Origin of the sequence: Agrobacterium sp. LAD9, from assembly GCF_003031125.1 — a bacterium.
GTDB lineage: Bacteria > Pseudomonadota > Alphaproteobacteria > Rhizobiales > Rhizobiaceae > Agrobacterium > Agrobacterium radiobacter.
The window spans coordinates 26,178-48,346 of the sequence record NZ_PHGS01000008.1 but is presented as its reverse complement, the minus strand read 5'-3'; the positions used below and the strand labels follow the sequence as shown (position 1 = coordinate 48,346).

General features: G+C 60.3%; 23 protein-coding genes. 3 read left to right on the top strand and 20 right to left on the bottom strand.

Features of this window, described 5'->3' with window-relative positions; translation table 11 throughout:
- Nucleotides 1–22: 22 nt before the first annotated feature.
- Nucleotides 23–847, top strand: a complete 825-nt coding sequence (locus DA915_RS09410; RefSeq protein WP_107675699.1) for an inositol monophosphatase family protein — start codon at nucleotides 23–25, stop codon at nucleotides 845–847.
- A gap of 234 nt (nucleotides 848–1,081) precedes the next feature.
- Here the strand turns inward: DA915_RS09410 and DA915_RS09405 are convergent, their stop codons facing one another.
- The 3 genes from DA915_RS09405 to DA915_RS09395 form a co-directional block, all read right to left on the bottom strand.
- The gene (locus DA915_RS09405; RefSeq protein WP_107675698.1) at nucleotides 1,082–2,290 is read right to left on the bottom strand and encodes a multidrug effflux MFS transporter; all 1,209 of its coding nucleotides are present in this window, start codon (nucleotides 2,288–2,290) and stop codon (nucleotides 1,082–1,084) included.
- Nucleotides 2,291–2,427: 137 nt separating this feature from the next.
- Complete coding sequence (gene grxD, locus DA915_RS09400; RefSeq protein WP_003507904.1) at nucleotides 2,428–2,763, bottom strand: Grx4 family monothiol glutaredoxin; 336 nt, start codon at nucleotides 2,761–2,763, stop codon at nucleotides 2,428–2,430.
- A gap of 147 nt (nucleotides 2,764–2,910) precedes the next feature.
- Nucleotides 2,911–3,159 carry a hypothetical protein gene (locus tag DA915_RS09395; protein WP_003507906.1) on the bottom strand — a complete coding sequence of 83 codons (249 nt, stop codon included), beginning with the start codon at nucleotides 3,157–3,159 and terminating at the stop codon, nucleotides 2,911–2,913.
- A 110-nt stretch (nucleotides 3,160–3,269) separates the two neighbouring features.
- On the opposite strand from DA915_RS09395, the gene DA915_RS09390 reads away from it, so the two are divergent.
- Nucleotides 3,270–4,418, top strand: a complete 1,149-nt coding sequence (locus DA915_RS09390) for a hypothetical protein (protein WP_107675697.1) — start codon at nucleotides 3,270–3,272, stop codon at nucleotides 4,416–4,418.
- A 141-nt stretch (nucleotides 4,419–4,559) separates the two neighbouring features.
- Here the strand turns inward: DA915_RS09390 and DA915_RS09385 are convergent, their stop codons facing one another.
- From DA915_RS09385 to DA915_RS09375, 3 genes are all read right to left on the bottom strand, one after another.
- Entirely contained in the window at nucleotides 4,560–4,793 is a 234-nt protein-coding gene (locus DA915_RS09385; protein ID WP_003507909.1) for a BolA/IbaG family iron-sulfur metabolism protein, read from the bottom strand.
- A gap of 16 nt (nucleotides 4,794–4,809) precedes the next feature.
- Nucleotides 4,810–7,044, bottom strand: a complete 2,235-nt coding sequence (purL, locus tag DA915_RS09380) for a phosphoribosylformylglycinamidine synthase subunit PurL (RefSeq protein WP_107675696.1) — start codon at nucleotides 7,042–7,044, stop codon at nucleotides 4,810–4,812.
- Between the two features lie 154 nt (nucleotides 7,045–7,198).
- Nucleotides 7,199–8,617, bottom strand: coding sequence for a PLP-dependent aminotransferase family protein (locus DA915_RS09375; RefSeq protein ID WP_107675695.1), 1,419 nt, complete (start codon nucleotides 8,615–8,617; stop codon nucleotides 7,199–7,201).
- Between the two features lie 93 nt (nucleotides 8,618–8,710).
- Between DA915_RS09375 and DA915_RS09370 the strand changes: the two genes are divergently transcribed.
- On the top strand, nucleotides 8,711–9,016 hold the full coding sequence (locus DA915_RS09370) for a DUF1127 domain-containing protein (RefSeq protein ID WP_020012848.1): 306 nt from the start codon (nucleotides 8,711–8,713) through the stop codon (nucleotides 9,014–9,016).
- Nucleotides 9,017–9,375: 359 nt separating this feature from the next.
- Here the strand turns inward: DA915_RS09370 and DA915_RS09360 are convergent, their stop codons facing one another.
- From DA915_RS09360 to bcp, 14 genes are all read right to left on the bottom strand, one after another.
- Complete coding sequence (locus tag DA915_RS09360; protein WP_371412710.1) at nucleotides 9,376–9,825, bottom strand: hypothetical protein; 450 nt, start codon at nucleotides 9,823–9,825, stop codon at nucleotides 9,376–9,378.
- A 33-nt stretch (nucleotides 9,826–9,858) separates the two neighbouring features.
- Nucleotides 9,859–10,530 carry a phosphoribosylformylglycinamidine synthase subunit PurQ gene (gene purQ, locus DA915_RS09355; RefSeq protein WP_003507917.1) on the bottom strand — a complete coding sequence of 224 codons (672 nt, stop codon included), beginning with the start codon at nucleotides 10,528–10,530 and terminating at the stop codon, nucleotides 9,859–9,861.
- 20 nt (nucleotides 10,531–10,550) lie between these two features.
- On the bottom strand, nucleotides 10,551–10,793 hold the full coding sequence (purS, locus tag DA915_RS09350; RefSeq protein ID WP_003507918.1) for a phosphoribosylformylglycinamidine synthase subunit PurS: 243 nt from the start codon (nucleotides 10,791–10,793) through the stop codon (nucleotides 10,551–10,553).
- Between the two features lie 36 nt (nucleotides 10,794–10,829).
- A complete protein-coding gene (gene purC / locus DA915_RS09345; protein WP_003507919.1) occupies nucleotides 10,830–11,594 on the bottom strand; it encodes a phosphoribosylaminoimidazolesuccinocarboxamide synthase in 765 nt (254 codons plus the stop codon).
- Nucleotides 11,595–11,797: 203 nt separating this feature from the next.
- A complete protein-coding gene (locus DA915_RS09340) occupies nucleotides 11,798–12,361 on the bottom strand; it encodes an alpha/beta hydrolase (protein ID WP_107675693.1) in 564 nt (187 codons plus the stop codon).
- Nucleotides 12,362–12,442: 81 nt separating this feature from the next.
- Entirely contained in the window at nucleotides 12,443–13,750 is a 1,308-nt protein-coding gene (purB, locus tag DA915_RS09335; protein ID WP_003507924.1) for an adenylosuccinate lyase, read from the bottom strand.
- 81 nt (nucleotides 13,751–13,831) lie between these two features.
- The gene (locus DA915_RS09330; protein ID WP_107675692.1) at nucleotides 13,832–14,338 is read right to left on the bottom strand and encodes a hypothetical protein; all 507 of its coding nucleotides are present in this window, start codon (nucleotides 14,336–14,338) and stop codon (nucleotides 13,832–13,834) included.
- 59 nt (nucleotides 14,339–14,397) lie between these two features.
- The gene (gene rpe / locus DA915_RS09325; RefSeq protein ID WP_003507931.1) at nucleotides 14,398–15,075 is read right to left on the bottom strand and encodes a ribulose-phosphate 3-epimerase; all 678 of its coding nucleotides are present in this window, start codon (nucleotides 15,073–15,075) and stop codon (nucleotides 14,398–14,400) included.
- A 131-nt stretch (nucleotides 15,076–15,206) separates the two neighbouring features.
- A complete protein-coding gene (locus DA915_RS09320) occupies nucleotides 15,207–16,388 on the bottom strand; it encodes an ABC transporter substrate-binding protein (RefSeq protein ID WP_192886452.1) in 1,182 nt (393 codons plus the stop codon).
- A gap of 773 nt (nucleotides 16,389–17,161) precedes the next feature.
- Nucleotides 17,162–17,587, bottom strand: a complete 426-nt coding sequence (locus DA915_RS09315) for an NUDIX domain-containing protein (RefSeq protein WP_107675691.1) — start codon at nucleotides 17,585–17,587, stop codon at nucleotides 17,162–17,164.
- Nucleotides 17,588–17,595: 8 nt separating this feature from the next.
- On the bottom strand, nucleotides 17,596–19,101 hold the full coding sequence (locus DA915_RS09310) for a DEAD/DEAH box helicase (protein WP_003507934.1): 1,506 nt from the start codon (nucleotides 19,099–19,101) through the stop codon (nucleotides 17,596–17,598).
- Nucleotides 19,102–19,320: 219 nt separating this feature from the next.
- Nucleotides 19,321–20,619: a M23 family metallopeptidase gene (locus DA915_RS09305; protein WP_107675690.1), complete on the bottom strand. Its 1,299-nt coding sequence runs from the start codon at nucleotides 20,617–20,619 to the stop codon at nucleotides 19,321–19,323.
- An 86-nt stretch (nucleotides 20,620–20,705) separates the two neighbouring features.
- A complete protein-coding gene (locus DA915_RS09300; protein WP_107675689.1) occupies nucleotides 20,706–21,533 on the bottom strand; it encodes a ferritin-like domain-containing protein in 828 nt (275 codons plus the stop codon).
- 14 nt (nucleotides 21,534–21,547) lie between these two features.
- Nucleotides 21,548–22,015, bottom strand: coding sequence for a thioredoxin-dependent thiol peroxidase (bcp, locus tag DA915_RS09295; protein ID WP_099085257.1), 468 nt, complete (start codon nucleotides 22,013–22,015; stop codon nucleotides 21,548–21,550).
- Nucleotides 22,016–22,169 lie beyond the last annotated feature (154 nt).

Below are 22,169 nucleotides of genomic sequence, written 5' to 3'. Positions count from 1 at the left end.
CTCAGAAAGAAGGATATCGCCCATGGCTCTCGAACTCGACATCGCCTCTCTTGCCAACGCGCTTCAGGAGGCGGCGGCAGTGGAAATCCTGCCGCGGTTCCGCAATCTGGGCGAGGGCGATGTGCGGATAAAGAGCGAGGCGATCGACCTTGTGACCGAGGCCGACGAGGCTGCGGAGCGGCTTATCCGCGCCCGTGTACAGGAAATCATGCCTGATGCGCTGTTCATCGGCGAAGAAGCGGTGGCGACGGACGCCTCGCTGCTCGGCAAGCTTGCCGATGCCGATCTTGCCGTGGTGGTCGATCCGATCGACGGCACCTATAATTTCGCCTCCGGCCTGCCGCTTTTCGGCGTGATGATGAGCGTCATCTCGAAGGGCGAGACCGTTGCCGGCCTGATCTTCGATCCGATGGGCAATGACTGGGCGATTGCCGAAAAGGGTTCCGGCGCCTGGCTTTGCAGTGCTGATGGTTCGCAGACCGAGATGTCGGTCGTGCCGGCGCCTGAACTGTCGCAGATGGTGGGCATCGCCAATACCGGCTATTTCGACGTTGAGACACGGCGCAAGATTCTGACGAACCTCGCCGATGTGCGGCTGTTCACCAGCTATCGCTGCGCGGCGCATGAATACCGCCTGTTCTGCGGCGGCCACATGCATTTCCTGATGTATAACAAGCTGATGCCCTGGGACCATCTGGCCGGCACGCTGCTTTCGCAGGAAGCGGGCGCCTATGCGGCGCGCCTCGACGGCTCGCCTTATCTGCCGCGGCATGTGGATGGCGGGCTGCTGCTGGCGCCGAATCAAGAGACGTGGGAATTGCTGCGCGAGAAGATTTTTACGGTTTGAGGCGGCGAATTAATGTGGGGCTGTGCAGGAAGGCTTTCTCCCGTCATGCCGGACTTGATCCGGCATCCAGTAGCCGTGCGTCTGCGCGGTGGAAAGAGTCTTCTCAGCCCAAAGACTTGGGCTGGCTAGACCCCGGATCTAGTCCGGGGTGACGGGCTGCGGATGACGTGAACTCGTAATCAACAAAAAGGGCGCGGAACAGAATTCCGCGCCCTTTCATTTTTCTAACGGCCCTTACCGTGTCGGCTTGTTGTGGGCCTGAAACAACACGCCCTTTTCCCCGATCAGCACGAAGATCAGACCGATGATGGAGACGACGAAGAAGCCGGCCACCATGGGCAGTGCGGTGCCGTCGAAAGCCTGGCCGATGGCGGCACCAATCAGCGAGCCGCCGACCGTTCCCATGAAACCGATAACGGACGAGGCCGTGCCGGCGACGTGGCCGAGCGGTTCCATGGCGAGCGAGTTGAAGTTTGAGCCGATCCAGCCGAACTGGAACATGGCGAGCGCGAAGAACACAATGAAGATCGCAAAGGGCATCGGTTCCGGGCCAAGCACCTGCACCACCAGCCAGATGAAGGTGATGGCGATGAAGCCCAGCAGGGATCCGTGCGACAGCTTGCGCATGCCGAACCGGCCGACAAGCCTTGCATTGATGAAGGACGAGAAGGCCATGAACAGTGCCACGCCCGCAAAAGCGGCCGCAAACCATGCACCCAGCTGGTAAATGCCCTTGTAGACCTGTTCGGCCGAGTTGATGAACCCGAACAGCGCACCGAAGATGAAGGTGCTGGAGAGCGTGTAACAGAGCGCGATACGGTTGGTGAGCACGATCTTGAAGCCGCCAAGTACCGAGCGGACGGTAAAGGGACGGACGTCGTCCGGATGCAGGGTCTCCGGCAGGCGGAAATACATCCAGGCCGTCACCACGGCGGCAATTCCGGCCATGAAGGCGAAAATCAGGTGCCAGTCACCGAAAAACAGCACGATCTGGCCGGTGCCGGGCGCGATGACCGGAACGACCATGAACACCATCATGATCAGCGACATGACTTCCGCCATCTGGCGGCCGCCATAGATGTCACGCACGATCGAGATGGTAATGACGCGTGTCGCCGCCGAGCCGATGCCCTGAATGAAGCGCAGGATCAGCAGGCCGGAGAATGACGGTACGAAGACTACGGCGAGGGCTGAAACGATATAGATCGCAAGTCCGACGAGCATCGGCTTGCGGCGTCCGAAACGGTCCGAGATCGGACCGTACAGAAGCTGCGCGACGCCGAAGCCCAGAAGATAGGTGGAAATGACATATTGGCGGTGGTTTTCATTCACGACGCCAAGCGATGCGCCGATTTCCTGAAGACCCGGCAGCATGATGTCGATGGCAAGCGCGTTCAGCGCCATCAGCATCGCGGCGAGCGCGATAAATTCCGTGCGCCCCATCGAGCCTGCGCGCGAAGCGGTGGATTGTGAAAGTTCTGTCACAGGATTGCCCCAAAAAGAACGGCAAAGGCGTTGCATGAAGCAACGCCTGGCATAGTTTTCTGACAATCAGGGTGGGCCGGATGAACCGGCCGAAATCAGGCCGCGCCGCGGACGCTGATACCCTGTTCTTGGAAGTGGCTTTGCAGTTCGCCGGACTGGAACATCTCTCTTACGATGTCACAGCCGCCGACGAATTCGCCCTTGACGTAGAGCTGCGGGATTGTCGGCCAGTTGGAATAGTCCTTGATGCCCTGACGGATGTCGGCATCGGCAAGCACGTTGATGCCCTTGTAGTCGACGCCGAGATAATCGAGGATCTGTACCACCTGGCCGGAAAAACCGCACTGCGGAAATTGCGGGGTGCCCTTCATGAAAAGAACGATGTCGTTGCTCTTCACTTCGCTGTCGATCATGTCGTTAATGCCGCTCATAGGCCTATTCCTTTCACATGCGGTTCAAGGCCGCTGCTTTCCGTTTGTTCCTAGATAACATGTCGCGGCGCGATTTCCACCCGGGGTGTGTAAAAAATGCGCCCGTGTTGCAATGCACGACATGCCAAAAAAGTGGCTTGGGACGCCTCAGCGATACCTCTGCCTGCTGCGGGCGGCGGCGGTGCGTCTTTTGCTCACCTGCTTCTTGGCTGGCTTGGGTTTGACGGCTGCGTTGATCGCGGCTTCCAGGACCGAGCCGACGATGCCGCCGGCAAGGGAACCGGCGCTTTTCGTCCGGCGGGCCCGTCGGGTCTTGCGGATACCGGTCTTGGTCAGCACCTCGGCCAGAGCGCCCTTGACGACGCCGTTGAGCAATTGATCGACGATGCCAGACAATTTTCCCTCGCCAATAAATAAATCATATTTCCGTCGCGATTTTTACTATACGTGCATCGCCCACTGTATCAAGCGATCCTTTCGGGTGTCTCCAGCCCGAAGGTTTGTGCATGCCGAGCGTCAAGTCACGACTTGTTCTTTATTTCCCCGGTTTCGATCCGCTCGATGCGGCGGCCCATCATCTGCGTTACCAGCGGGCGGCGGCGCTTGCCGGCAAGACGTGGGATGTCGACTATGCGGTGGGACCGCTCACGAGCAGGCCGGGCGGCGAGACATTCACGGTTGAAGCTTCGGCCGGCGACTGGCGGACGCGCTCCGACATTTTCGTTTACGATCATAATGCGGTGATATCGCAATTGCGGGATGCGCCGGTCTGGCAGCAGATCTGGCTTGGTTTCAAAGCCGGCGCAGGCATCATCGCCGAGGGCGGCGCGGCGCGCTACTTCCGTCACGCCTGGCGTTTTGGCCTGTTCTTCATCTTCCCGTTCCTGCTGATGCTTGTCGGCGGTGCGCTTGCGGCGACTATTGCACTTTCGCCCTGGCTTTTCGCTTTGCCGCTCTGGCTCTTCGCGATCAGCCTTCCCGCTGCCGCCCTGTTTTTCGTGAAGGCGTTCCTGCCTTTCGCGGAGCGGTTTCATACCCTGCATCTTTATGCGGACTGGCGGTTTGCGCTCGCGGTCGGCCGCGATGAACCGATTGCCCGCGACTGGATCGAGGAGAGGGCAGCACTTGTTCTGACGGCGCTCGAACAGCCCTCGGACGAGGTTCTGGTCGTTTCGCACAGCATGGGCGCCAGTCTTGCGCTCGCCACTATCGGCCGCGTGCTGGAGCTGAAACCAAATGCGCTGGATGGCCGGAAGCTGTCCTTCGCAACGCTGGGCGGAGCGGCGCTGCAATGTGCGTTCCTGTCGAGTGCGGACAGGCTTCGTGAGAGCGTCGGTGCGATTGCGCGTCACCCGGAGGTGACATGGTTCGACATCCAGTGCCTGACCGATCCGATCCACCTCTACCGCTGCAACACGGTTGCGCTGACCGGCCATAAGGATGCGCCGCAGCCGAAAATCGTACCGATCCGTTTCAAGCATTCGCTGTCATCGGAACGCTATAAAAAGAACAAGCGCAACTTCCTGCGCATGCACCGGCAATATGTTCTGGGGCCGGATCGCAAATCCGGTTACGATTTTACCCTGCTGACGGCGGGGCCTTTGCCGGCCGCATCCTTCGCCGATCTGGATTCGCAGAGCCCGCCCGTTTTGTAAGCGGCGTTCGTTCATTCTGCCCGATATGAAAAGGCCCGCGTGAGAGCATCACGCGGGCCTTTGATTTAATCCGCAGTCTTCACGTTCTGCCGCAGATCGGACAGAGACGTGCTGTTGCCGACACCGCTTTCACGGGCGCAATCATTCGGGAGCCGAAGTCTGCAGGGCAAGGGCATGCAGAACGCCGCCCATATTGCCCTTCAGAGCATCATAGACCATCTGGTGCTGTTGCACGCGGGTCTTGCCCTTGAATGCTTCCGCAACGACTTCCGCCGCGTAGTGGTCGCCGTCACCGGCCAGATCGCGGATCGTGACCTTTGCCCCGGGAATTCCCGCCTTAATCATGTCTTCAATGTCGCCGGGTTTCATGGGCATGGTGTTTCTCCTTAATTCATTCTGCGGCGAGCAAAGTTTCGCCGTCCATGAATTGAGGGAACCACGATTCATAGGCCAAGTGCAATTCTTTAATCTCGACAGCCCGCGCCGTGCCCAGCTTTACGCTCGCACCGCCGGTAACGCCGATTGCGGGGCAGGAAATGCCCGCCGCCTTCGCCGCTGCCTGGACCTTGTCGAGATCGGTCTTCTTCACCGTCAGAACGTAACGGCCCTGATCTTCGCCATAGAAGGTGAGGACCGGATTATGGCCTTCGACCGCGTCGATCGTCGCGCCGATGCCGGAGGAAATTGCCATTTCGGCAACCGCAAGTGCCAGACCGCCCGAAGAGCAATCGTGAACGGCTGTCGCAAGGCCATCGGTGATGAGCGTGCGGACGAAATCGCCGTTTTTCTTCTCGGCTGCCAGATCGACATGCGGTGCCGGGCCATCGATGCGGCCATGGATGTCGCGCATGTAAACCGACTGGGCGATGTGGGTGCCAAGACCGGCAGGCGCGCCGACCAAGAGCACCACTTCGTCAGCGGCGGCAAAACGGATGCGCGCCATGCGGCCCCAATCCTTCAGGAGGCCAACGCCGCCGATGGTGGGGGTGGGCAGGATCGCCTGACCGTTGGTCTCGTTATAGAGCGAGACGTTGCCGGAAACGATCGGGAATTCCAGCACGCGGCACGCTTCGCCGATGCCCTTGATGGCATGCACGAGCTGGCTCATGATCTCAGGTTTTTCCGGATTGCCGAAATTGAGGTTGTCGGTGGCCGCCAGCGGCAGGGCGCCGGTTGCGGTGATGTTGCGCCAGCATTCGGCAACGGCCTGCTTGCCGCCTTCGAAGGGGTCAGCCTCGACATAACGCGGCGTCACGTCGGAGGAGAAAGCGAGCGCCTTCTTGTCATGGCCTTCGACGCGGACCACGCCGGCATCGCCGCCCGGCAGCTGTAGGGAATTGCCCTGGATCAGCGTGTCATACTGTTCATAGACCCAACGGCGCGAGGAGTTGTTGGCCGAACCGATCAGCGAAACCAGCGCGTCGGCGACATCGGCAGCGGGGACATCATTTTCCGAAAGCGGAGCCTGAACCTTGGCCGGCGTCCACGGGCGGTCATATTCTGGAGCCTGATCGCCGAGATCCTTGATCGGCAGGTTGGCGACTTCCTCGCCATTGTGCAGCACGCGGAAGCGCAGGTCGTCGGTGGTCTTGCCGACGATGGCGAAGTCCAGACCCCACTTGACGAAGATCGCCTTGGCGACTTCTTCCTTGGAGGGCTCGAGAACCATGAGCATGCGCTCCTGGCTTTCCGACAGCATCATTTCGTAGGCCGTCATGCGCTCTTCGCGCACCGGTACGGCGTTGAGATCAAGCTCAATGCCGAGGTCGCCCTTGGCGCCCATTTCGACAGCCGAGCAGGTGAGGCCGGCAGCACCCATGTCCTGAATGGCGATGACCGCGCCGGTCTTCATCAGTTCGAGGCAGGCTTCCAGCAGGCACTTTTCGGTGAAGGGGTCGCCGACCTGAACGGTCGGACGCTTTTCTTCGATCGACTCGTCGAATTCGGCAGACGCCATGGTCGCGCCGCCGACACCGTCACGGCCGGTCTTTGCACCGAGATATACCACCGGCAGGCCGACGCCCTTGGCTTCCGAAAGGAAGATCGCATTGGACTTGGCAAGGCCAGCAGCAAAGGCGTTGACGAGGATGTTGCCGTTATAACGCGGATCGAATTCCACTTCGCCGCCGACGGTCGGCACGCCGAAGGAATTGCCGTAACCGCCGACACCGGCGACGACACCGGCCACGAGGTGGCGGGTCTTCGGATGGTCAGGAGCACCAAAACGCAGCGCATTCATGGCGGCGATCGGGCGTGCGCCCATGGTGAAGACGTCACGCAGGATGCCGCCGACGCCGGTTGCCGCACCCTGATAGGGCTCGATATAGGATGGGTGGTTGTGGCTCTCCATCTTGAAGACGACGCAGTCGCCATCGTCGATATCGACAACGCCGGCGTTTTCACCGGGGCCCTGAATGACGCGCGGGCCTGTTGTCGGCAGGGTCTTCAGCCACTTCTTGGAAGACTTGTAGGAGCAGTGCTCGTTCCACATGGCCGAGAAGATGCCAAGCTCGGTAAAGCTGGGCTCCCGTCCGATCAGGTCGAGGATACGCTGGTATTCGTCGGGCTTCAGCCCGTGGGATGCAACGAGTTCCGGGGTGATCTTGATGGAGTTTGGAATCGACATAGGTCTCACGCGGTTCGAGCCGAGGAAAGTTTCCGGTTCTTTAGCGCAAGAGGCTCAATGGCGCGACAGGAAAATGCGCTGTTTTGCCGGTTAATTGGCGGTTTATGCCGTTATTCGCTGGCGGCGCACGGTCTGCGCGCCAACGCACATCGGGTCATGCCACGCTCTCATATCCGGCGGAGCCATTATCGAGCAGGTGGCGGAGGACGCCGAAGGCATGCGTCAGTTCCTCGCGGGTGGAGGGGCCTGAAAAGCTGATGCGGACGCGGTGGAAAACCTTGTCCGTCCGTCCGGCCTTGAACTCGTCCTCGTCGTCGATCAGCACGCCTTCCTTCATCGCCGCATTGCGGAAGGTGCCGGAAAGCCAGGGTTCGGGCAGTCTCAGCCACAGGAAGGCGATATCCGGCAGCGAATTGAAATCCAGTCCGGCAAAGGCCCGCCGGGCAATCGCTTCGCGTTGATTGATTTCTGCGATGCAGTCCTTGCGAATGTCATCGGCGTCACCGCTATTGACGAGGCGCGCGTTCAACTCGGCCAGCATGAAGGGCAGGCCGCCCGTCAGCATCGAGTGGGAAATGCGGATACGAGAGGAATATTGCGCTGGACAGGCGACCCAGCCGCCGCGCACGCCGGCGGCGACGGATTTCGACAGGCCGCCGACCACGAAGGTGATATCGGGCGCAAATTCGGCGATCAGCGGGATCGCCTCGCGGGTCATCGCGCCGTAGAGATTGTCTTCGATGATCCACACGCCGTAACGGCGGGCGATATCGGCAATCGCGCGGCGGCGCTCTTCCGGCAGGGTGGCGCAGGTCGGGTTCTGGCCGGCCGACATCAGGAAGATCATCTTCGGATGCTGCTGGGCGCAGACGCGCTCGAAATCATCAGGGACAATGCCGTTCTCATCCGCTTCCACGAGCGTCACCCGCCGACCGGCAAGGGCGGCGCTGCGGCTGATGTGGGAATAGGTGACGGGTTCGAAGACGATACGGTCGCCCGGCGCGGTCATCGCCGTCACCACACTCATCACCGCCGCATGCGCGCCAAGCGTCGAGACGATGTTCTCCGGTTTCGGCGACCAGCCGTTCTGGGAAAGCCAGCGAACGCCCGCCATGCACCAGCTGTCGGGGAAGGAGCGGGCGTAATTGGTGATGTCGTAGGCATGCTCACGGGTGACGGCCTCGATGTGCCAGGCGATCAGCCCGCTCTGGCCGACATCCGGTGCCGCCGTCGTGTTCAGCCTGAATTCGGCGCTGCTGTCGATGGCGTGGCGTGTGCTGCCGAAGGCCGCCGCTGCCGGTTCCAGGGGCAATGAGGGGGCAGGGGTCTTGCGCTCATTGACATAGGTGCCGCGTCCGACCTCACCGCTGACGAGGCCACGTTCGTGGATGAGCGCATAGGCCCGGCTGATTGTACCGATTGTCACACCGAGATCGTAAGCAAGATTGCGCTGGGGCGGCAGTTTCGAGCCGGCCTGCAGGGTGCCGTCGGAAATCGCGCCTTCAATACTGTCGGCGAGGCGAAGATAAATCGGGCCGTCGCCCTCGGTGATGTCGGGAAGCCAATTTGTCATGGTGACAATTTATGCATTGTATCTATCGGGAAGTCAATTGTATTTATTGTCTGCATTAATTGAGGATCAACGAACGGAGACAATAGGTGCAATATGCGCAAGATGGATCAATACCTTTCGACAGCGGATACACTCTATCCTGATGGCTACGAACGGGAACGCGTGTTCCGCGATGCCGGCGACATGGTCGCACCGGCGCCCTTTCCGGCCAAGATCGCCCACACGCTTATTGGTCGCCTGATTGCGGGCATGTTCAATTGGCACCGGAAACGGCAGGGACGGCTCGCTTTGCGGGAATTGTCCGACGATCTTCTGGAGGATATCGGCGTTACGCGGGATGAGGCCCTCAACGAGGCCGCAAAATCGCGGCTTCTCTCCTGGCCCTCCCGGTCGCTTTGATTTTTTGTCGGAGAGCGGTGCCTTCTTTCCCCGGCGCCATCAAGCCATTCGGCAGCCCGCCACGCCACTCCCAACCGGCGCTGGCGGGTTTTTTTATTGGCTTGCCGAGAGCCTCTTTGCCAAATCGACAAGTACGTTACAGGGATTTCTTGCGCCGGGCACATCCGTGTCCCTCATTCCTGTGCTTGTCACTGGAATCCAGCCGATGCGCGTCTGCGCGGCGGAAGGACTCCCCTCAGCCCAGGGACTTGGGCTGGCTGGATCCCTGTGACAAGCACAGGGATGAGGATAGGAACGATGCATACCAAGCTAAGAACTAACCGATGCGCCCGCCGCGGACCGTTTCCGCGCTTGTCGGATCAGCAGCCCTTGCCGCCGTTCGCCCAGCGCTTGACGTCGGTTGCGATGCGGCCGGAAATGGCTTCGTTCATCACGGGTCCGAAAGCGTCGAGCTTTGCCGGATTGCCTTCGGCCTGCACCACCAGCATGGGGCGCGATTCCGGGCTGTTGCGCGGCACGAGCAGGATGCGCGGGCGGCCGGAGAAGGAGTTGAGTTCAGGGGCCAGACGATAGGCCTTGAAGGCCGCATCGCCCGACTTGAACCAGCAGGCATTCGCGCCAAGCGCGATCCGTTCCATGGTCGGCAGGGCCGCGCGGGAGATGGAGGCAGCCGGCTGCGGTTTCGGCTGGCAGGCGGCAAGTGCGGCGGCAGCGAGGATCAATCCGGCGGCTTTATGGGCATTGTGTCGAAGAAGACGAGGCATCAGGTCATCCAGAAGAAAGGCCGAAACGGCGCCGAAAGCCGGCATCAAAAAAGGCGGGCCTGAAGCCCGCCCGGTCTATCAGGCTGCGATGACGCCGAGCGCCGAAGCGAAGAGGCCGCGGCCGTCATTGCCGCCATGGGCGGCTTCGATGAGGTTTTCCGGATGCGGCATCATGCCGAGAACATTGCCCTTGGCGTTGATGACGCCGGCAATGTCGTTCAGCGAGCCGTTGGGGTTGGTGTCCTCGGCATAACGGAACACCACCTGACCGTTGCCTTCCAGCGCCTTCAGCTCTTCGGCTTCGACGAAATAGTTGCCGTCGTGATGGGCGACGGGGCAGCGCAGGATCTGGCCCTTGTCGTAAGCGCGGGTGAAATCGGTGTCGTTGTTGGCGACTTCGAGCTTCACTTCACGGCAGACGAATTTCAGCGAGGCGTTGCGCATCAGCGCACCGGGCAGCATGCCGGCTTCGACCAGAATCTGGAAGCCGTTGCAGACGCCGAGAACCTTGACGCCTTTTTCGGCCTTTTCGCGGATGGCCTGCATGACCGGCATGCGCGCGGCGATGGCGCCACAACGCAGGTAGTCACCATAGGAGAAGCCGCCCGGAATGACGATCAGGTCGACATCGGGAATATCCGTTTCCGTCTGCCAGATGGTGACGGGCGCGCTTCCGGAGATTTTCGTCAGCGCCGCGATCATGTCGCGGTCGCGGTTGAGGCCGGGAAGTTGGACGACAGCGGATTTCATGGACGGCGGCTCCTGCGGCTTCAGAGGATGGCGATAGCGTAGTTTTCGATGACCGTGTTGGCCAGGAGCTTTTCGCACATCGCCTTCAGGTCGGTCTCGGCCTTGGCCTTGTCGGCGCCTTCCAGCTCCAGGTCGAAGACCTTGCCCTGACGGACATGGCCGACGCCACCGAAACCGAGGCTGCCGAGCGCGCCTTCGATTGCCTTGCCCTGCGGATCGAGAACGCCGTTCTTCAGCGTAACAGTCACCCGTGCCTTGATCACCTGATCTTCTCCTGATTTTACCCTACGAGGCCAATATTACTTTACGAGGACCGGACCAGTGCCGCGGATCGGTTCGTTTTCATTGATGATGCCGAGACGGCGTGCCACTTCGGAATAGGCTTCTACAAGTCCGCCCATATCGCGGCGGAACAGGTCCTTGTCCATCTTTTTCTGGGTCTCGATGTCCCACAGGCGGCAGCTGTCTGGCGAAATCTCATCGGCGAGGATGATGCGCATCATGTCGCCTTCGAACAGGCGGCCGCATTCGATCTTGAAGTCGACGAGCTGGATGCCGACGCCGAGGAACAGGCCGGAGAGGAAGTCGTTGACGCGGATGGCGAGCGCCATGATGTCATCAAGCTCGGCGGGGTTGGCCCAGCCGAAGGCCGTGATGTGCTCTTCCGAGACCATCGGGTCTTCCAGCTCATCCGACTTGTAATAGAACTCGATGATCGAGCGCGGCAGCACCACGCCTTCCTCGATGCCGAGGCGCTTGGAGAGCGAGCCGGCGGCGACATTGCGCACGACGATCTCAAGCGGGATCATCTCCACTTCCTTGATCAGCTGCTCGCGCATGTTGAGGCGGCGGATGAAGTGGGTGGGAATGCCGATCTTGTTCAGATGCGTGAAGACATATTCGCAGATACGGTTGTTCAGCACACCCTTGCCGTCGATGACTTCATGCTTCTTCTTGTTGAAGGCGGTCGCATCGTCCTTGAAGAACTGGATAAGCGTGCCTGGCTCCGGACCTTCGTAGAGGATCTTGGCCTTGCCTTCGTAAATACGGCGGCGACGGTTCATAATTGCAGGTCTCTTGGTTGACGCCGATTCTGGTGGCGTTGCGTTTGGTCTTTGAAGCGGTCCCATAAAGGAAAAGAGTGCATTCTACAATGCGGCTCGCATATTTCCCTTCAATTCTTGTGACAGGCCGGAGAAACCGCGGCACCCGGAAAATAGGCTTCCGGGGCAGGTCGAAGGGGAGGCGGCCCGCACGGCCGCCACCGTCAGGGCTCGACAGCCTTCAGCCGGCTCAAGAACTGGGCGAAGACCATGCCGCCTTCCGGCCATGGACCATGGCCGGACTCGCTGTTGATATGGCCGGACATGCCGGCGTCGATCAGCAGCGAACCCCAGGCGGCGGCAATGTCATCGGCGTGGTCATAGGAGCCGAAAGGATCGTTCCGGCTGGCGATGGTGATCGTCGGGAAGGGCAGCGGGTCGCGCGGGTAGGGCCCGAAGGTCATCAGGTGCTTGGGCCGGATATCGGGATTGGCGACATCGGGCGGCGCAACGAACAGCGCACCGGACACCTTCTTGCCGATTTTCGGCAGGGCGTGGATGACGGTCGGCACGCCAAGGGAATGGGCGACGAGGACGATGGGCTTGGTGGAGGCGTTGACCTCTTCCACCAGCCGGGCGACCCAATCTTCCTTCACGGGTTTGGCCCATTCGGCCTGCTCGACGCGACGGGCGGTGGAAAGCTTGCGCTCCCAGCGGCTCTGCCAGTGGTCGGGGCCGGAGTTGGTATAACCGGGGACGATCAGGATATCTGCTTCTGAAACTTTCATGCGCCCATATCTGTGTTGTGATGCCGCCGCGATCAAGGTCGCGGCGACATTAACTTCAAGGTCTCTTACTCAGCTCAAGTCTCAGGCGTTACCGAAGACGCGGGTGAAGATCGTGTCGACGTGCTTGGTGTGGTAACCGAGGTCGAACTTTTCGCGGATCACCTCTTCGGGAAGTGCGGCGCGCACTTCTTCGTCGCCCAGCAGTTCCTCAAGGAAGTCGGCGCCCTGTTCCCACACCTTCATGGCGTTGCGCTGGACGAGACGATAGGCGTCCTCGCGGGAAACGCCTGCCTGCGTCAGCGCCAGCAGAACGCGCTGCGAATGCACGAGGCCGCGGAACTTGTTCATGTTCTTCAGCATGTTGTCCGGGTAGATCACCAGCTTTTCGATGACGCCGGCCAGACGGTTCAGCGCGAAGTCGAGCGTGACGGTCGTGTCGGGGCCGATGGCGCGCTCGACCGAGGAGTGGCTGATATCGCGCTCGTGCCAAAGGGCAACGTTTTCCATTGCCGGAACGACGGACATGCGCACCAGCCGGGCAAGGCCGGTCAGGTTTTCGGTCAGAACCGGGTTGCGCTTGTGCGGCATGGCGGACGAACCCTTCTGGCCCGGCGAGAAGAACTCTTCCGCTTCCAGAACCTCGGTGCGCTGCATGTGGCGGATTTCGATGGCGACGTTTTCGATCGACGAGGCGATGACGCCGAGGGTCGCGAAGAACATGGCGTGGCGGTCACGCGGGATGACCTGCGTGGAGACCGGCTCGGGGATGAGGCCGAGCTTTTCGCAGACATGTTCTTCGACGCGCGGATCGATATTGGCGAAGGTGCCGACGGCGCCGGAGATCGCGCCCGTGGCGATTTCGGCGCGGGCATTGACGAGGCGCTCGCGATTGCGGTGCATCTCGGCATAGAAGCGGGCAAAGGTCAGGCCCATGGTGGTCGGCTCGGCATGGATGCCGTGGCTGCGGCCGATGCGCACCGTGTTCTTGTGTTCGAAGGCGCGGGTCTTGAGCGCCGTCAGCACCCGGTCCATATCGGCGAGCAGCAGATCGGCGGCGCGCACGAGCTGGATGTTGAGCGTGGTGTCGAGCACGTCGGAAGAGGTCATGCCCTGATGCACGAAACGGCTGTCAGGGCCGACAAATTCGGCAAGATGGGTGAGGAAGGCGATGACGTCGTGCTTGGTGACGGCTTCGATTTCATCGATGCGGGCGACGTCGAAGGTGGCGCTGCCGCCTTTTTCCCAGATCGTCTGGGCAGCCGACTTGGGGATGACGCCGAGTTCGGCCAGCGCGTCACAGGCATGTGCCTCGATCTCGAACCAGATGCGGAACTTTGTTTCCGGCGACCAGATGGCGACCATTTCCGGCCGGGAGTAACGAGGGATCATGGCAATGACTTTCTTTGTGGAGGAATTTTGCTGCCCGTTTAGCAAAGTGTTCCGGTAATCTCAATCTATCAAGCCACATGCCTATGTTGCTCGTTGCGCACGTCGGCAAAGGAATACACCCGCAGGCAGGAGTGGAATGGCGGCAAAGGGTAGATACAATCCAAGGCCCAGAACGCAGAACTGGTAAATCGCGCCGAGCGATGTGAAGAGCTGCTGGAAAAACCAGATGCGGGAGAATGCCGGCGCGTGCCATTGCGCATAGAAAATCCGGTACTCGAAAGCGAAAAACGCCGCCGCGACAGCCAGCGTGAAAAAAGCGATGGCAAGACAGGCCGCCGCAAAACGCAGCGGCAGGGCGGTGGACGGGGGGAGGAAGTGCAACGCGGCCATGGCCAGCAGCCAGCCGAAAAGGCCGCCCGCGAAGAAAAGCGTGATTATGTCGGTGGCGTGGTCGGTTTCCAGCCGGTTCCTGACATAGAGGCCGATTGTGGCGGCCGCGGCTGAGCAGAGGGCCCAGACAAACGCGCCGAGCAGCGTAAACAGCGCTGCCGAAGCCGTGTCACGGAAACCCCGCCTGTCGCTTTCCATGAAGTCCCCCAACGCCTTGCTGTGCAGCCCCCGGCCTGTCCGCATTCAGCGGTGGCGGGTTACGTCCGTCCGGCTTCCGCCGCTGCACGCAACTGAGCGACGGTCTTGCGGTAGTCGGCGACGCCATCGCCCTTGAAGACGGCCGAGCCGGCCACCAGCGCATTCGCACCGGCGGCAACGATTGCGCCCGCGGTTTCCGCCGTCACGCCGCCATCCACTTCCAGTTCGATCGGCCGGTCGCCGATCATTGCCTTTGCCGCGCGGATCTTGTCGAGCATGGCCGGAATGAACTTCTGCCCGCCGAAACCGGGATTGACGCTCATGATCAGGACGAGATCGACATCATCAAGCACGTTCTCGATAACCGAAAGCGGCGTGGCGGGGTTCAGCGTCACGCCGGCCTTCCTGCCGAGCCCGCGGATCGTCTGCAGCGAGCGGTGCAGGTGAGGCCCTGCTTCCGCATGCACGGTGATGCTGTCACAGCCGGCCTTGGCGAAGGCTTCGAGATAGGGATCAACGGGTGCGATCATCAGATGGCAGTCGAAGAACGCCATGCTGTGCGGGCGCAGCGCCTTGATGACATCAGGGCCGAAGGAAATATTGGGGACGAAATGGCCATCCATCACATCGAGATGGATCCAGTCCGCGCCTGCTTCCGTGACATCGGCGACTTCCTGTCCGAGCTTGGCGAAATTGGCAGCCAGAATGGAAGGGGCTATGCGGATGGGCAGGGACATGGGGCAAACTCCTCTCGACGCGTTGCGTAAGCTGCCTTTAACATCAAGTATCCGGGTTTGAAACGGCTGGCCGCGCGGTTGCCGGCGGTTTTCAGCCGCGTTTCATCGAATTTCCGTTGCTGCCGCGTTGCCTATTGTCTTTCCGCCTTGTCCGCCGGTTCGAAACGCTGGCCGTTCCAGCGCTGCAGGCGATAGGGATTGTCGGAAAGGTCGTGTGACGGGTTGAAGCCGAGATCGCCGATGACCGTTTTGAAGACGGTTCCGCCAGCCAATATTTCCGGCCCGGGTTTCGACTGCGCCTGCACTGCCTCTGCAAGGGCGGCGGTGAGTTCGGCCGCGGCATAAGCGGGCAGGATATAACCCTCAGGTTCGATGCCTGCGCCCCGCAATTCGCCGGCGATGGCTTGGGCGGAGGGTAGGGCGTCATAGGCCTGGCGAGTGACGGCCAGCACATTCGCGACCAGGGGAACCGGGTTGTTGGCGGCGTTCATGGCGTCGCCGCCCATGATGGTCAAGGGAAGGTTTTCGGATGCGGCATCCCGGGCGATGATCGCGACGTCGTTGCGCTCTGCGCCCACGAAGACATGGGAGATGCCGGTGCGCGCCAGCCGGCGCACAAGCGCCACCTGCTGTTCCTGGTTGGGCCGCATCGTATCGGTGAAGGTGGGCTTGAGGCCGTTTTCCTCGAGCGCCGAGCGGATGCGGTCCACCAGCTCGCGGCTATAGATCGTGCCGTCATCCACAAGTCCGATGGAGTGTCCCTTCCAGTCGCGCAGGATGATTTCGGCGATCCTGTCCGATTCGGCCCGGTCTGATGGGGCGAGGCGGAAGAGCGGCCAGCCGTATTTCAGCGCATCTTCCATCAGGATCGGCGCGCGGCTGGAAAGCGTGATCGCGGGAATGGCGGCCGCTTTCAATGGCGGCAGAACGCCCTGAAGCGTCTCCGTGCATAAAAACCCGATCGCGGCGCTGACCTTGGCGGCCACGAGTCCATCGGCAATCGCGCCGCCGCTGCCGTCTTCGCAGCTCTCGTGGATTTCGACGACATCGAGCCCAAGCTTGGCCGCCGCCGCCTTCGCCCCCTGCCGCACCTGCTGGCCCAGAAGCTCGTAAGGACCGTTCTGAGGGGCAACAATGCCAATCGATGTCGCGCTTGCTGAGCCCGCGAAGGCAAAACCGGCGATGATCGTTAGCAGGCGAAGTGAAAGCATGACGTGATAGAAATCCTGTTGTCCCGGCTTGATGTTTATCGGCAACAACCGGTTTTCCAAAGGAAAAATCGCTGCGGTTTCATCATAATCGCATATCGCCATCCGCAGGGCGGCGGTTTTGATCGGAAGTTACCCGATTCGAGGGCGCGGAGCAGTCCAACAACTTTTAATTGTTTTCATTCGGTGCAATTGCGCGCGACCGGTCTCGCGGTGCGGCTGTTCTTGCGGTGGAGTTGTTCCTCCTTTGCACCGAATGGGCGAGGAAGTATTTCGTGCTCCTGCCGTGAGTTGCGTTACTTCATAAATCTATTACATGTGCCGCGTATAAGCACAGTTTAGAAAAGACTCATCCATGATTATGCTTTTTATAGTGCAGCACAAAAACATGCACATTTTATTATCAATTGCATAATTTATTGATATATATGACGAATATATAACCCTTCCAATTATTCACCGCTTTTCCGCCATGTTTTTTTCGCATTTGCGAGAAGATTTGCTTGACGGAAAGTAAATGATTAGCTTAGATGTAACTGTTTCAGGGGACGACTGAAATTGGCTGTAACAGGCCTCGGAAAGTGTTCCGGTTATAAGCACTGCCAGACTATATTACATTCTATATTCTATTTTTTTCATTACGTATAAACCGCTTCAGGAAACTGGGGCGGTTTTTTACATGTAGCTAATTTAAGCAATTTAAAATTGAATTCCGAAAGCCTGGCGCAAAGACGTTCTTTCATTTTTGTATTTATGGAAAAGATATCGCGCGGAGAGGGAAAATCCGACTCCGGCGTATAGATCGCATGATTGTGTGAAATTGCCCGTCGAACGCCCTTGCTGCCTGCAAGCGAGTTCGGTTGGTCGCTTGTGCGGCCTTATTTCAGGGCGGCCAGGGCGTCCTTGGCAAAGGCGGAGATGGGTTCGGGAAGTCTATCCGGATCGAACCAGCCGATGGCGGAAAGTTTGTCTGGTTCGGTCAATGCCGGCTCACCCTGCGCGTCGCGGGTGACGAAGATCAGCGAAACCCAGTGGTGACGGTCTTGCGTATCGATAAATTCGCTATGGCAGAGAAATTCGACGTCGCCGATCTCAAGCCCGGTTTCTTCTTCGGCCTCGCGGCGTGCCGCGGCGAGGGATGTTTCAAGGTGATCGACCTTGCCGCCCGGAATACTCCAGTATCCGGCTTCCGGCGCCTTCAAGCGCCGGCACAAAAGTACGCGCTCGTCACGCAATATGACAAGGCCGACACCAACGCCCGGAAAATCGAGGCCGGGCTTGATGGTTGGTGTCATGCTGTCCATTGCGCTGGTCAAGCCTTGGCGTTGGCCACGATCAGCATGAAGGCGGGAATGTCGTCGCCGAAACCAACGGGTGTCGGGCCATCGTCGTGGTCGCGATAATGGCGGCGGCGGTCGCGGTTGTCGTCATTGGCGTGCGGCTGGTTGCGGCTGTTGCGCTCGGAATTGCGCGGGGTCTTTTCCGGTCTGCGTTCTGCCTTCACCTTGTCTTCTCCGTGAGCCGCAATGTCCGTATCCACAGCGGACTGTGCATCCTGATTGATGTTTTCGACCGGCGATGCGGGTGCATCGCGACGGTTCCTGTCGCGACCTCTACCGCCACGTTCCTTGGGCCCCCGGCGGCTGGAATTGCTCTCGAAGCTTTCCATGGGCGCGGGGAGTGAGGACAGGTCACCGCTCAGCCACTCGATCTTCTCGGCGATCAGCTTTTCGATCGCGTCGAGATATTTCGCATCGCTCTTGGTGACGAGGGTGAAGGCCTTGCCCGAACGGCCCGCACGACCGGTACGGCCGATGCGGTGGACATAGTCTTCGGCATGAATGGGAACATCGAAGTTGAAGACGTGGCTGACATCGGGAATATCCAGCCCGCGTGCCGCGACGTCGGAGGCGACCAGCAGCGACAGGTTTCCGTCGCGGAAGTTCTGCAGCATCGTGGTGCGCGAACGCTGGTCCATGTCGCCATGCAGCGCGCCGACGGAAAAGCCGTGGCGGTCGAGCGAGCGGAACAGATCGGCCACATCCTTCTTGCGGTTGCAGAAGATGATCGCGTTCTTGAGTTCGGCTTCCTCGGCACGGACGAGATCGCGCAGCACGGCGCGCTTCTCATAGTCCTTGTTGTGCGCGGCGACGATGCGCTGCGTCACGGTCTTTGCCGTGGAAGAAGGCTTGGCGACTTCGATACGGGTCGGGTTCTGAAGGAACCGGTCGGCGAGCTTCTGGATTTCCGGCGGCATGGTGGCCGAGAAGAACAGCGTCTGCCGGGTGAAGGGGATCATCTTGGCGATACGCTCGATATCGGGAATAAAGCCCATGTCGAGCATGCGGTCGGCTTCGTCGATGACGAGGATTTCAACGCCGGTCATCAGGAGCTTGCCGCGCTCGCAATGGTCGAGAAGGCGGCCGGGCGTGCAGATCAGCACATCGGCGCCGCGCTCAAGCTTGCGGTCCTGGTCTTCGAAGGAAACACCGCCGATGAGGAGGGCGACGTTCAGCTTGTGATTCTTGCCGTATTTCTCGAAGTTCTCCGCCACCTGCGCTGCAAGCTCACGGGTCGGCTCGAGGATCAGGGTGCGCGGCATTCTGGCACGCGCACGGCCCTTTTCGAGCAACGTCAGCATCGGCAGAACGAAGGACGCGGTTTTGCCCGTGCCGGTCTGTGCGATACCGCAGATATCACGCTTTTCCAGCGCCGGCGGAATGGCGCCAGCCTGAATGGGTGTCGGCGTCGTGTAGCCGGCATCTGCAATAGCGGAAAGAACTTTTTGGCTCAGGCCAAGATCAGAGAATGTTGTCAAAGGAAGAACTTTTTCCGTTCTGGTTCGGTAAGAACACCTGCGTGCCGCTGCGGCACTTGCAAAGACTTGGCGCGGGGATATGCCCAAATTGCCGGAAAGTCAAGGAAACAACGGGGAAAGCGCGCGAAACAGCGGGGTTCGGGCGGGGCTTCTGAGCCTTTGGCGCAGATTTCAGCGATTTATCGTAAAAAGCGCAAAAAAAGCATTAAAATCGTGCTGCTATTTTAAATAGGTTTTGAGTTCCGTTCCAGCGATCAGGAACCGCATGGGATCAACAGGCGTATCGTTGCGGCGCACCTCATAATGCACATGCGGACCGGTGGAGCGACCGGTGCTGCCGGCACGGCCAATGACGTCGCCTGCTTCGACCTTGTCGCCGGCTTTCACCAGAATGGCGGAGAGATGGCCGAATCGCGTCGAAACCCCCTGACCGTGATCGATCTCAACCATATTGCCGTAGCCGCCTGAGTTTTCCGCCACCGTCACCTTGCCCGCGCCGGTGGATTTGACGTCAGCACCGGTCTCGGCGCGAAAATCGATGCCGGTATGCAGGGCCGGGCGGCCGAGAAACGGATCCATCCGGTTGCCGAATCGGCTGGTGATCGCCCGGCCGGGGGCCGGGTTGCCGAAGGGCAGGGCGGTTGCTGTTTCCTTGACGATGTCGAGCCTGTTCAGGGCATTGTCGAGATTGGTAAGCGACAGGTTGAAGGGATCGGTTTCACCGCGCTCGGGATCGGCATAGGGACCGCCTATGTCGTTCGTGCCGCTTTCCTCGATTTTCAGGCCCGCCTGCCGGATGATGTCCTGCATCGCGTTCGCCTTGTCTTCGGCGTCGCTGGTCAGTCTGGCTATGCGCGATATCTGCTGGCGTTCGATATCCTTGAGCGACAGTGTCACCTTAGAGAACACCCGATCGGCCCGATCGGATGGCGTTTCGCCGGCTTCGGGTACATAGGCGGCGCGTCTGTCTGATGTAGCGGGCTTTTCCGCCTGTGGCCTGCGTGGCGCCATCAGCTTTTCAATGGCCGAAAGGCCGCCGGAGAGGTCAGCGCGTTTTTCCGGCGCCATGGCGTTCGAAAGAGACGAGGGCGCGGCCGGGGAGGCGGCGATGCCGGAATTTTCGGCGCGCTCCAGCAATTCACTCATGCGGCCGTGCCGCGAGGTTAGCGCCGCCTGCTGTTCCAGCAGCTTTTCCACTTTCTTTTCAACAACCTGCTGATCGAGCAGCTGCCGGGAAGTGACACGGTCCACCTGTGCCCTCAGCGCCGCGATGCGGTCTTCATAGTCGTTCTGCATGCGGGTCTGGCGCGCCATGGTCGCGCCGATCAGGTCGTCACGCAAAATGAGATAGCTTGTGGCGCCGAGATAGCCGAGTGAAAACAGGCCGATCGTGCAGCCGGCAAGCGCCGCCATCCACGGCCGGATGGTCATGTGCCGCACCCTGTCGCCGCGCGCGAGAATGAGCACGTGCGGCTCACGCTTTTTGCCGAATACCCGGTTTTCCGCCGTATCAGTCACAATCTCTCTCCGGACTGGCCGATTTCTTAAGGGAAATCATAATTCGTTAAGGTTAACGAAGTTTTGCCGGAGGTGAGTTGCGGGTGTCAGCTATTGCTGACGGCGGTCAGCGAGCGGTAAAACGAAGGCGTAAGACCCGCCTCGGCTCGGGCAAGGTCGTTGAAGGGCGGTTTCAGCGGGCCGCGGAAATTGGCGCGCACCAGCTGCCTGAAAGTTGCGGCCGGATCCTTCTTCTCACGCGCGCACAGGAACCGGAACCATTTCGCGCCGATGGCGACATGGCCTTTTTCATCATTATAGATGACGTCGAGAACGGCGGCGCTTTCGAGGTCGCCGGTCTCGCGCATCCTGGCCTGCAGGGAAGGGGTGACGTCCAGTCCGCGCGCTTCCAGGATGAGCGGGACGACCGCCAGCCGTGCGGTGAGATCGTTGCGGGTGGAATGAGCTGCCTGCCAGAGCCCGTCATGGGCGGGCAGATCGCCGTAGTCGGCGCCGAGGCTTCTCAGGCGGTCGCGCACCAGCCGGAAATGTTTTGCCTCTTCGAAGGCGACCTGCATCCAGCCATCGAAAAAGGAATGCGGCACGGGCTCGCTGGCATATCGGGCGACGATGTCGAGTGCGAGATCGACGGCGTTGAGTTCGATATGGGCGATGGCATGCAGCAGCGCGATCCGTCCCTTGACGCTGTGAAGCGAGCGGCGTTCCACGGCGGTTGGCGGCACGAGTTCCGGCTTCTCGGGCCTGCCCGGACGTTCGGGCAGCGGCGGGTCGAGCGGGGAGCGCAGCGACAGGCGGCGCGCAAACCAGCGCGTCGCCGTTTCCTGCGCAAGCGCGGTTTTTCTGTCGAGATCGGCGCTCACGATGGCATCCGTCGCGCCGCCTCGGAGCGAAATGATCTTGAACGGGGGCGTCACGACGGATTGGTCCCTCAGAGCTTCTTCACGGCCTCAAGAACGGCCTGCGCGTGACCCGCGACCTTCACCTTGTTCCAGACTTCCGCGATTTTTCCATCCGGCGCGATGAGGAAGGTGGTGCGTTCGACACCCATGTACTTTTTGCCATACATGCTTTTTTCCTTCCAGACGCCGTAGGCTTCCACCACCTTCTTCTCCTCATCGGCGGCCAGCATGACGGAGAGCGCGTGTTTTGCCGCGAATTTGTCGTGGCTTTTGACGCTGTCGGGCGAAATGCCGATGACGACGGCGCTGGCGGCCTCGAATTCGCCGCCCAGCGCGCTGAAGTCGATGGCTTCGGCGGTGCAGCCTGATGTGTCGTCCTTCGGGTAGAAATAGAGGATGACGGCCTTGCCTTGCAGTTTGGACAATGTCACCGTCCCTTCACCGTTACGGGGCAAAGTAAAATCGGGAGCGGTGCCGCCAATCGTCAAGTCTGTCATAATCTACCTTTCTTTCGCCGGGATGTTGAGTGAAAGTCGCCACATTCGATATATAGCGAAACCGCGCGTCGTCCAGATCACGATTGAGATTTGAGGTCGAAACGATCTTAAATCTCAATCGTGATCTGGGCTAAAGAATTAGAGCGGGATTCCA

Bases quoted from the DNA above. Each gene is read 5' to 3' on its own strand.
- DA915_RS09410 (WP_107675699.1), top strand. From the start codon at position 23: ATGGCTCTCGAACTCGACATCGCCTCTCTTGCCAACGCGCTTCAGGAG.
- DA915_RS09405 (WP_107675698.1), bottom strand. From the start codon at position 2,290: ATGGGGCGCACGGAATTTATCGCGCTCGCCGCGATGCTGATGGCGCTG.
- grxD (WP_003507904.1), bottom strand. From the start codon at position 2,763: ATGAGCGGCATTAACGACATGATCGACAGCGAAGTGAAGAGCAACGAC.
- DA915_RS09390 (WP_107675697.1), top strand. From the start codon at position 3,270: ATGCCGAGCGTCAAGTCACGACTTGTTCTTTATTTCCCCGGTTTCGAT.
- DA915_RS09385 (WP_003507909.1), bottom strand. From the start codon at position 4,793: ATGCCCATGAAACCCGGCGACATTGAAGACATGATTAAGGCGGGAATT.
- purL (WP_107675696.1), bottom strand. From the start codon at position 7,044: ATGTCGATTCCAAACTCCATCAAGATCACCCCGGAACTCGTTGCATCC.
- DA915_RS09375 (WP_107675695.1), bottom strand. From the start codon at position 8,617: ATGACAAATTGGCTTCCCGACATCACCGAGGGCGACGGCCCGATTTAT.
- DA915_RS09370 (WP_020012848.1), top strand. From the start codon at position 8,711: ATGCGCAAGATGGATCAATACCTTTCGACAGCGGATACACTCTATCCT.
- DA915_RS09360 (WP_371412710.1), bottom strand. From the start codon at position 9,825: ATGCCGGCTTTCGGCGCCGTTTCGGCCTTTCTTCTGGATGACCTGATG.
- purQ (WP_003507917.1), bottom strand. From the start codon at position 10,530: ATGAAATCCGCTGTCGTCCAACTTCCCGGCCTCAACCGCGACCGCGAC.
- purC (WP_003507919.1), bottom strand. From the start codon at position 11,594: ATGAACCGTCGCCGCCGTATTTACGAAGGCAAGGCCAAGATCCTCTAC.
- DA915_RS09340 (WP_107675693.1), bottom strand. From the start codon at position 12,361: ATGAAAGTTTCAGAAGCAGATATCCTGATCGTCCCCGGTTATACCAAC.
- purB (WP_003507924.1), bottom strand. From the start codon at position 13,750: ATGATCCCTCGTTACTCCCGGCCGGAAATGGTCGCCATCTGGTCGCCG.
- DA915_RS09330 (WP_107675692.1), bottom strand. From the start codon at position 14,338: ATGGAAAGCGACAGGCGGGGTTTCCGTGACACGGCTTCGGCAGCGCTG.
- rpe (WP_003507931.1), bottom strand. From the start codon at position 15,075: ATGTCCCTGCCCATCCGCATAGCCCCTTCCATTCTGGCTGCCAATTTC.
- DA915_RS09320 (WP_192886452.1), bottom strand. From the start codon at position 16,388: ATGGCGATATGCGATTATGATGAAACCGCAGCGATTTTTCCTTTGGAA.
- DA915_RS09315 (WP_107675691.1), bottom strand. From the start codon at position 17,587: ATGGACAGCATGACACCAACCATCAAGCCCGGCCTCGATTTTCCGGGC.
- bcp (WP_099085257.1), bottom strand. From the start codon at position 22,015: ATGACAGACTTGACGATTGGCGGCACCGCTCCCGATTTTACTTTGCCC.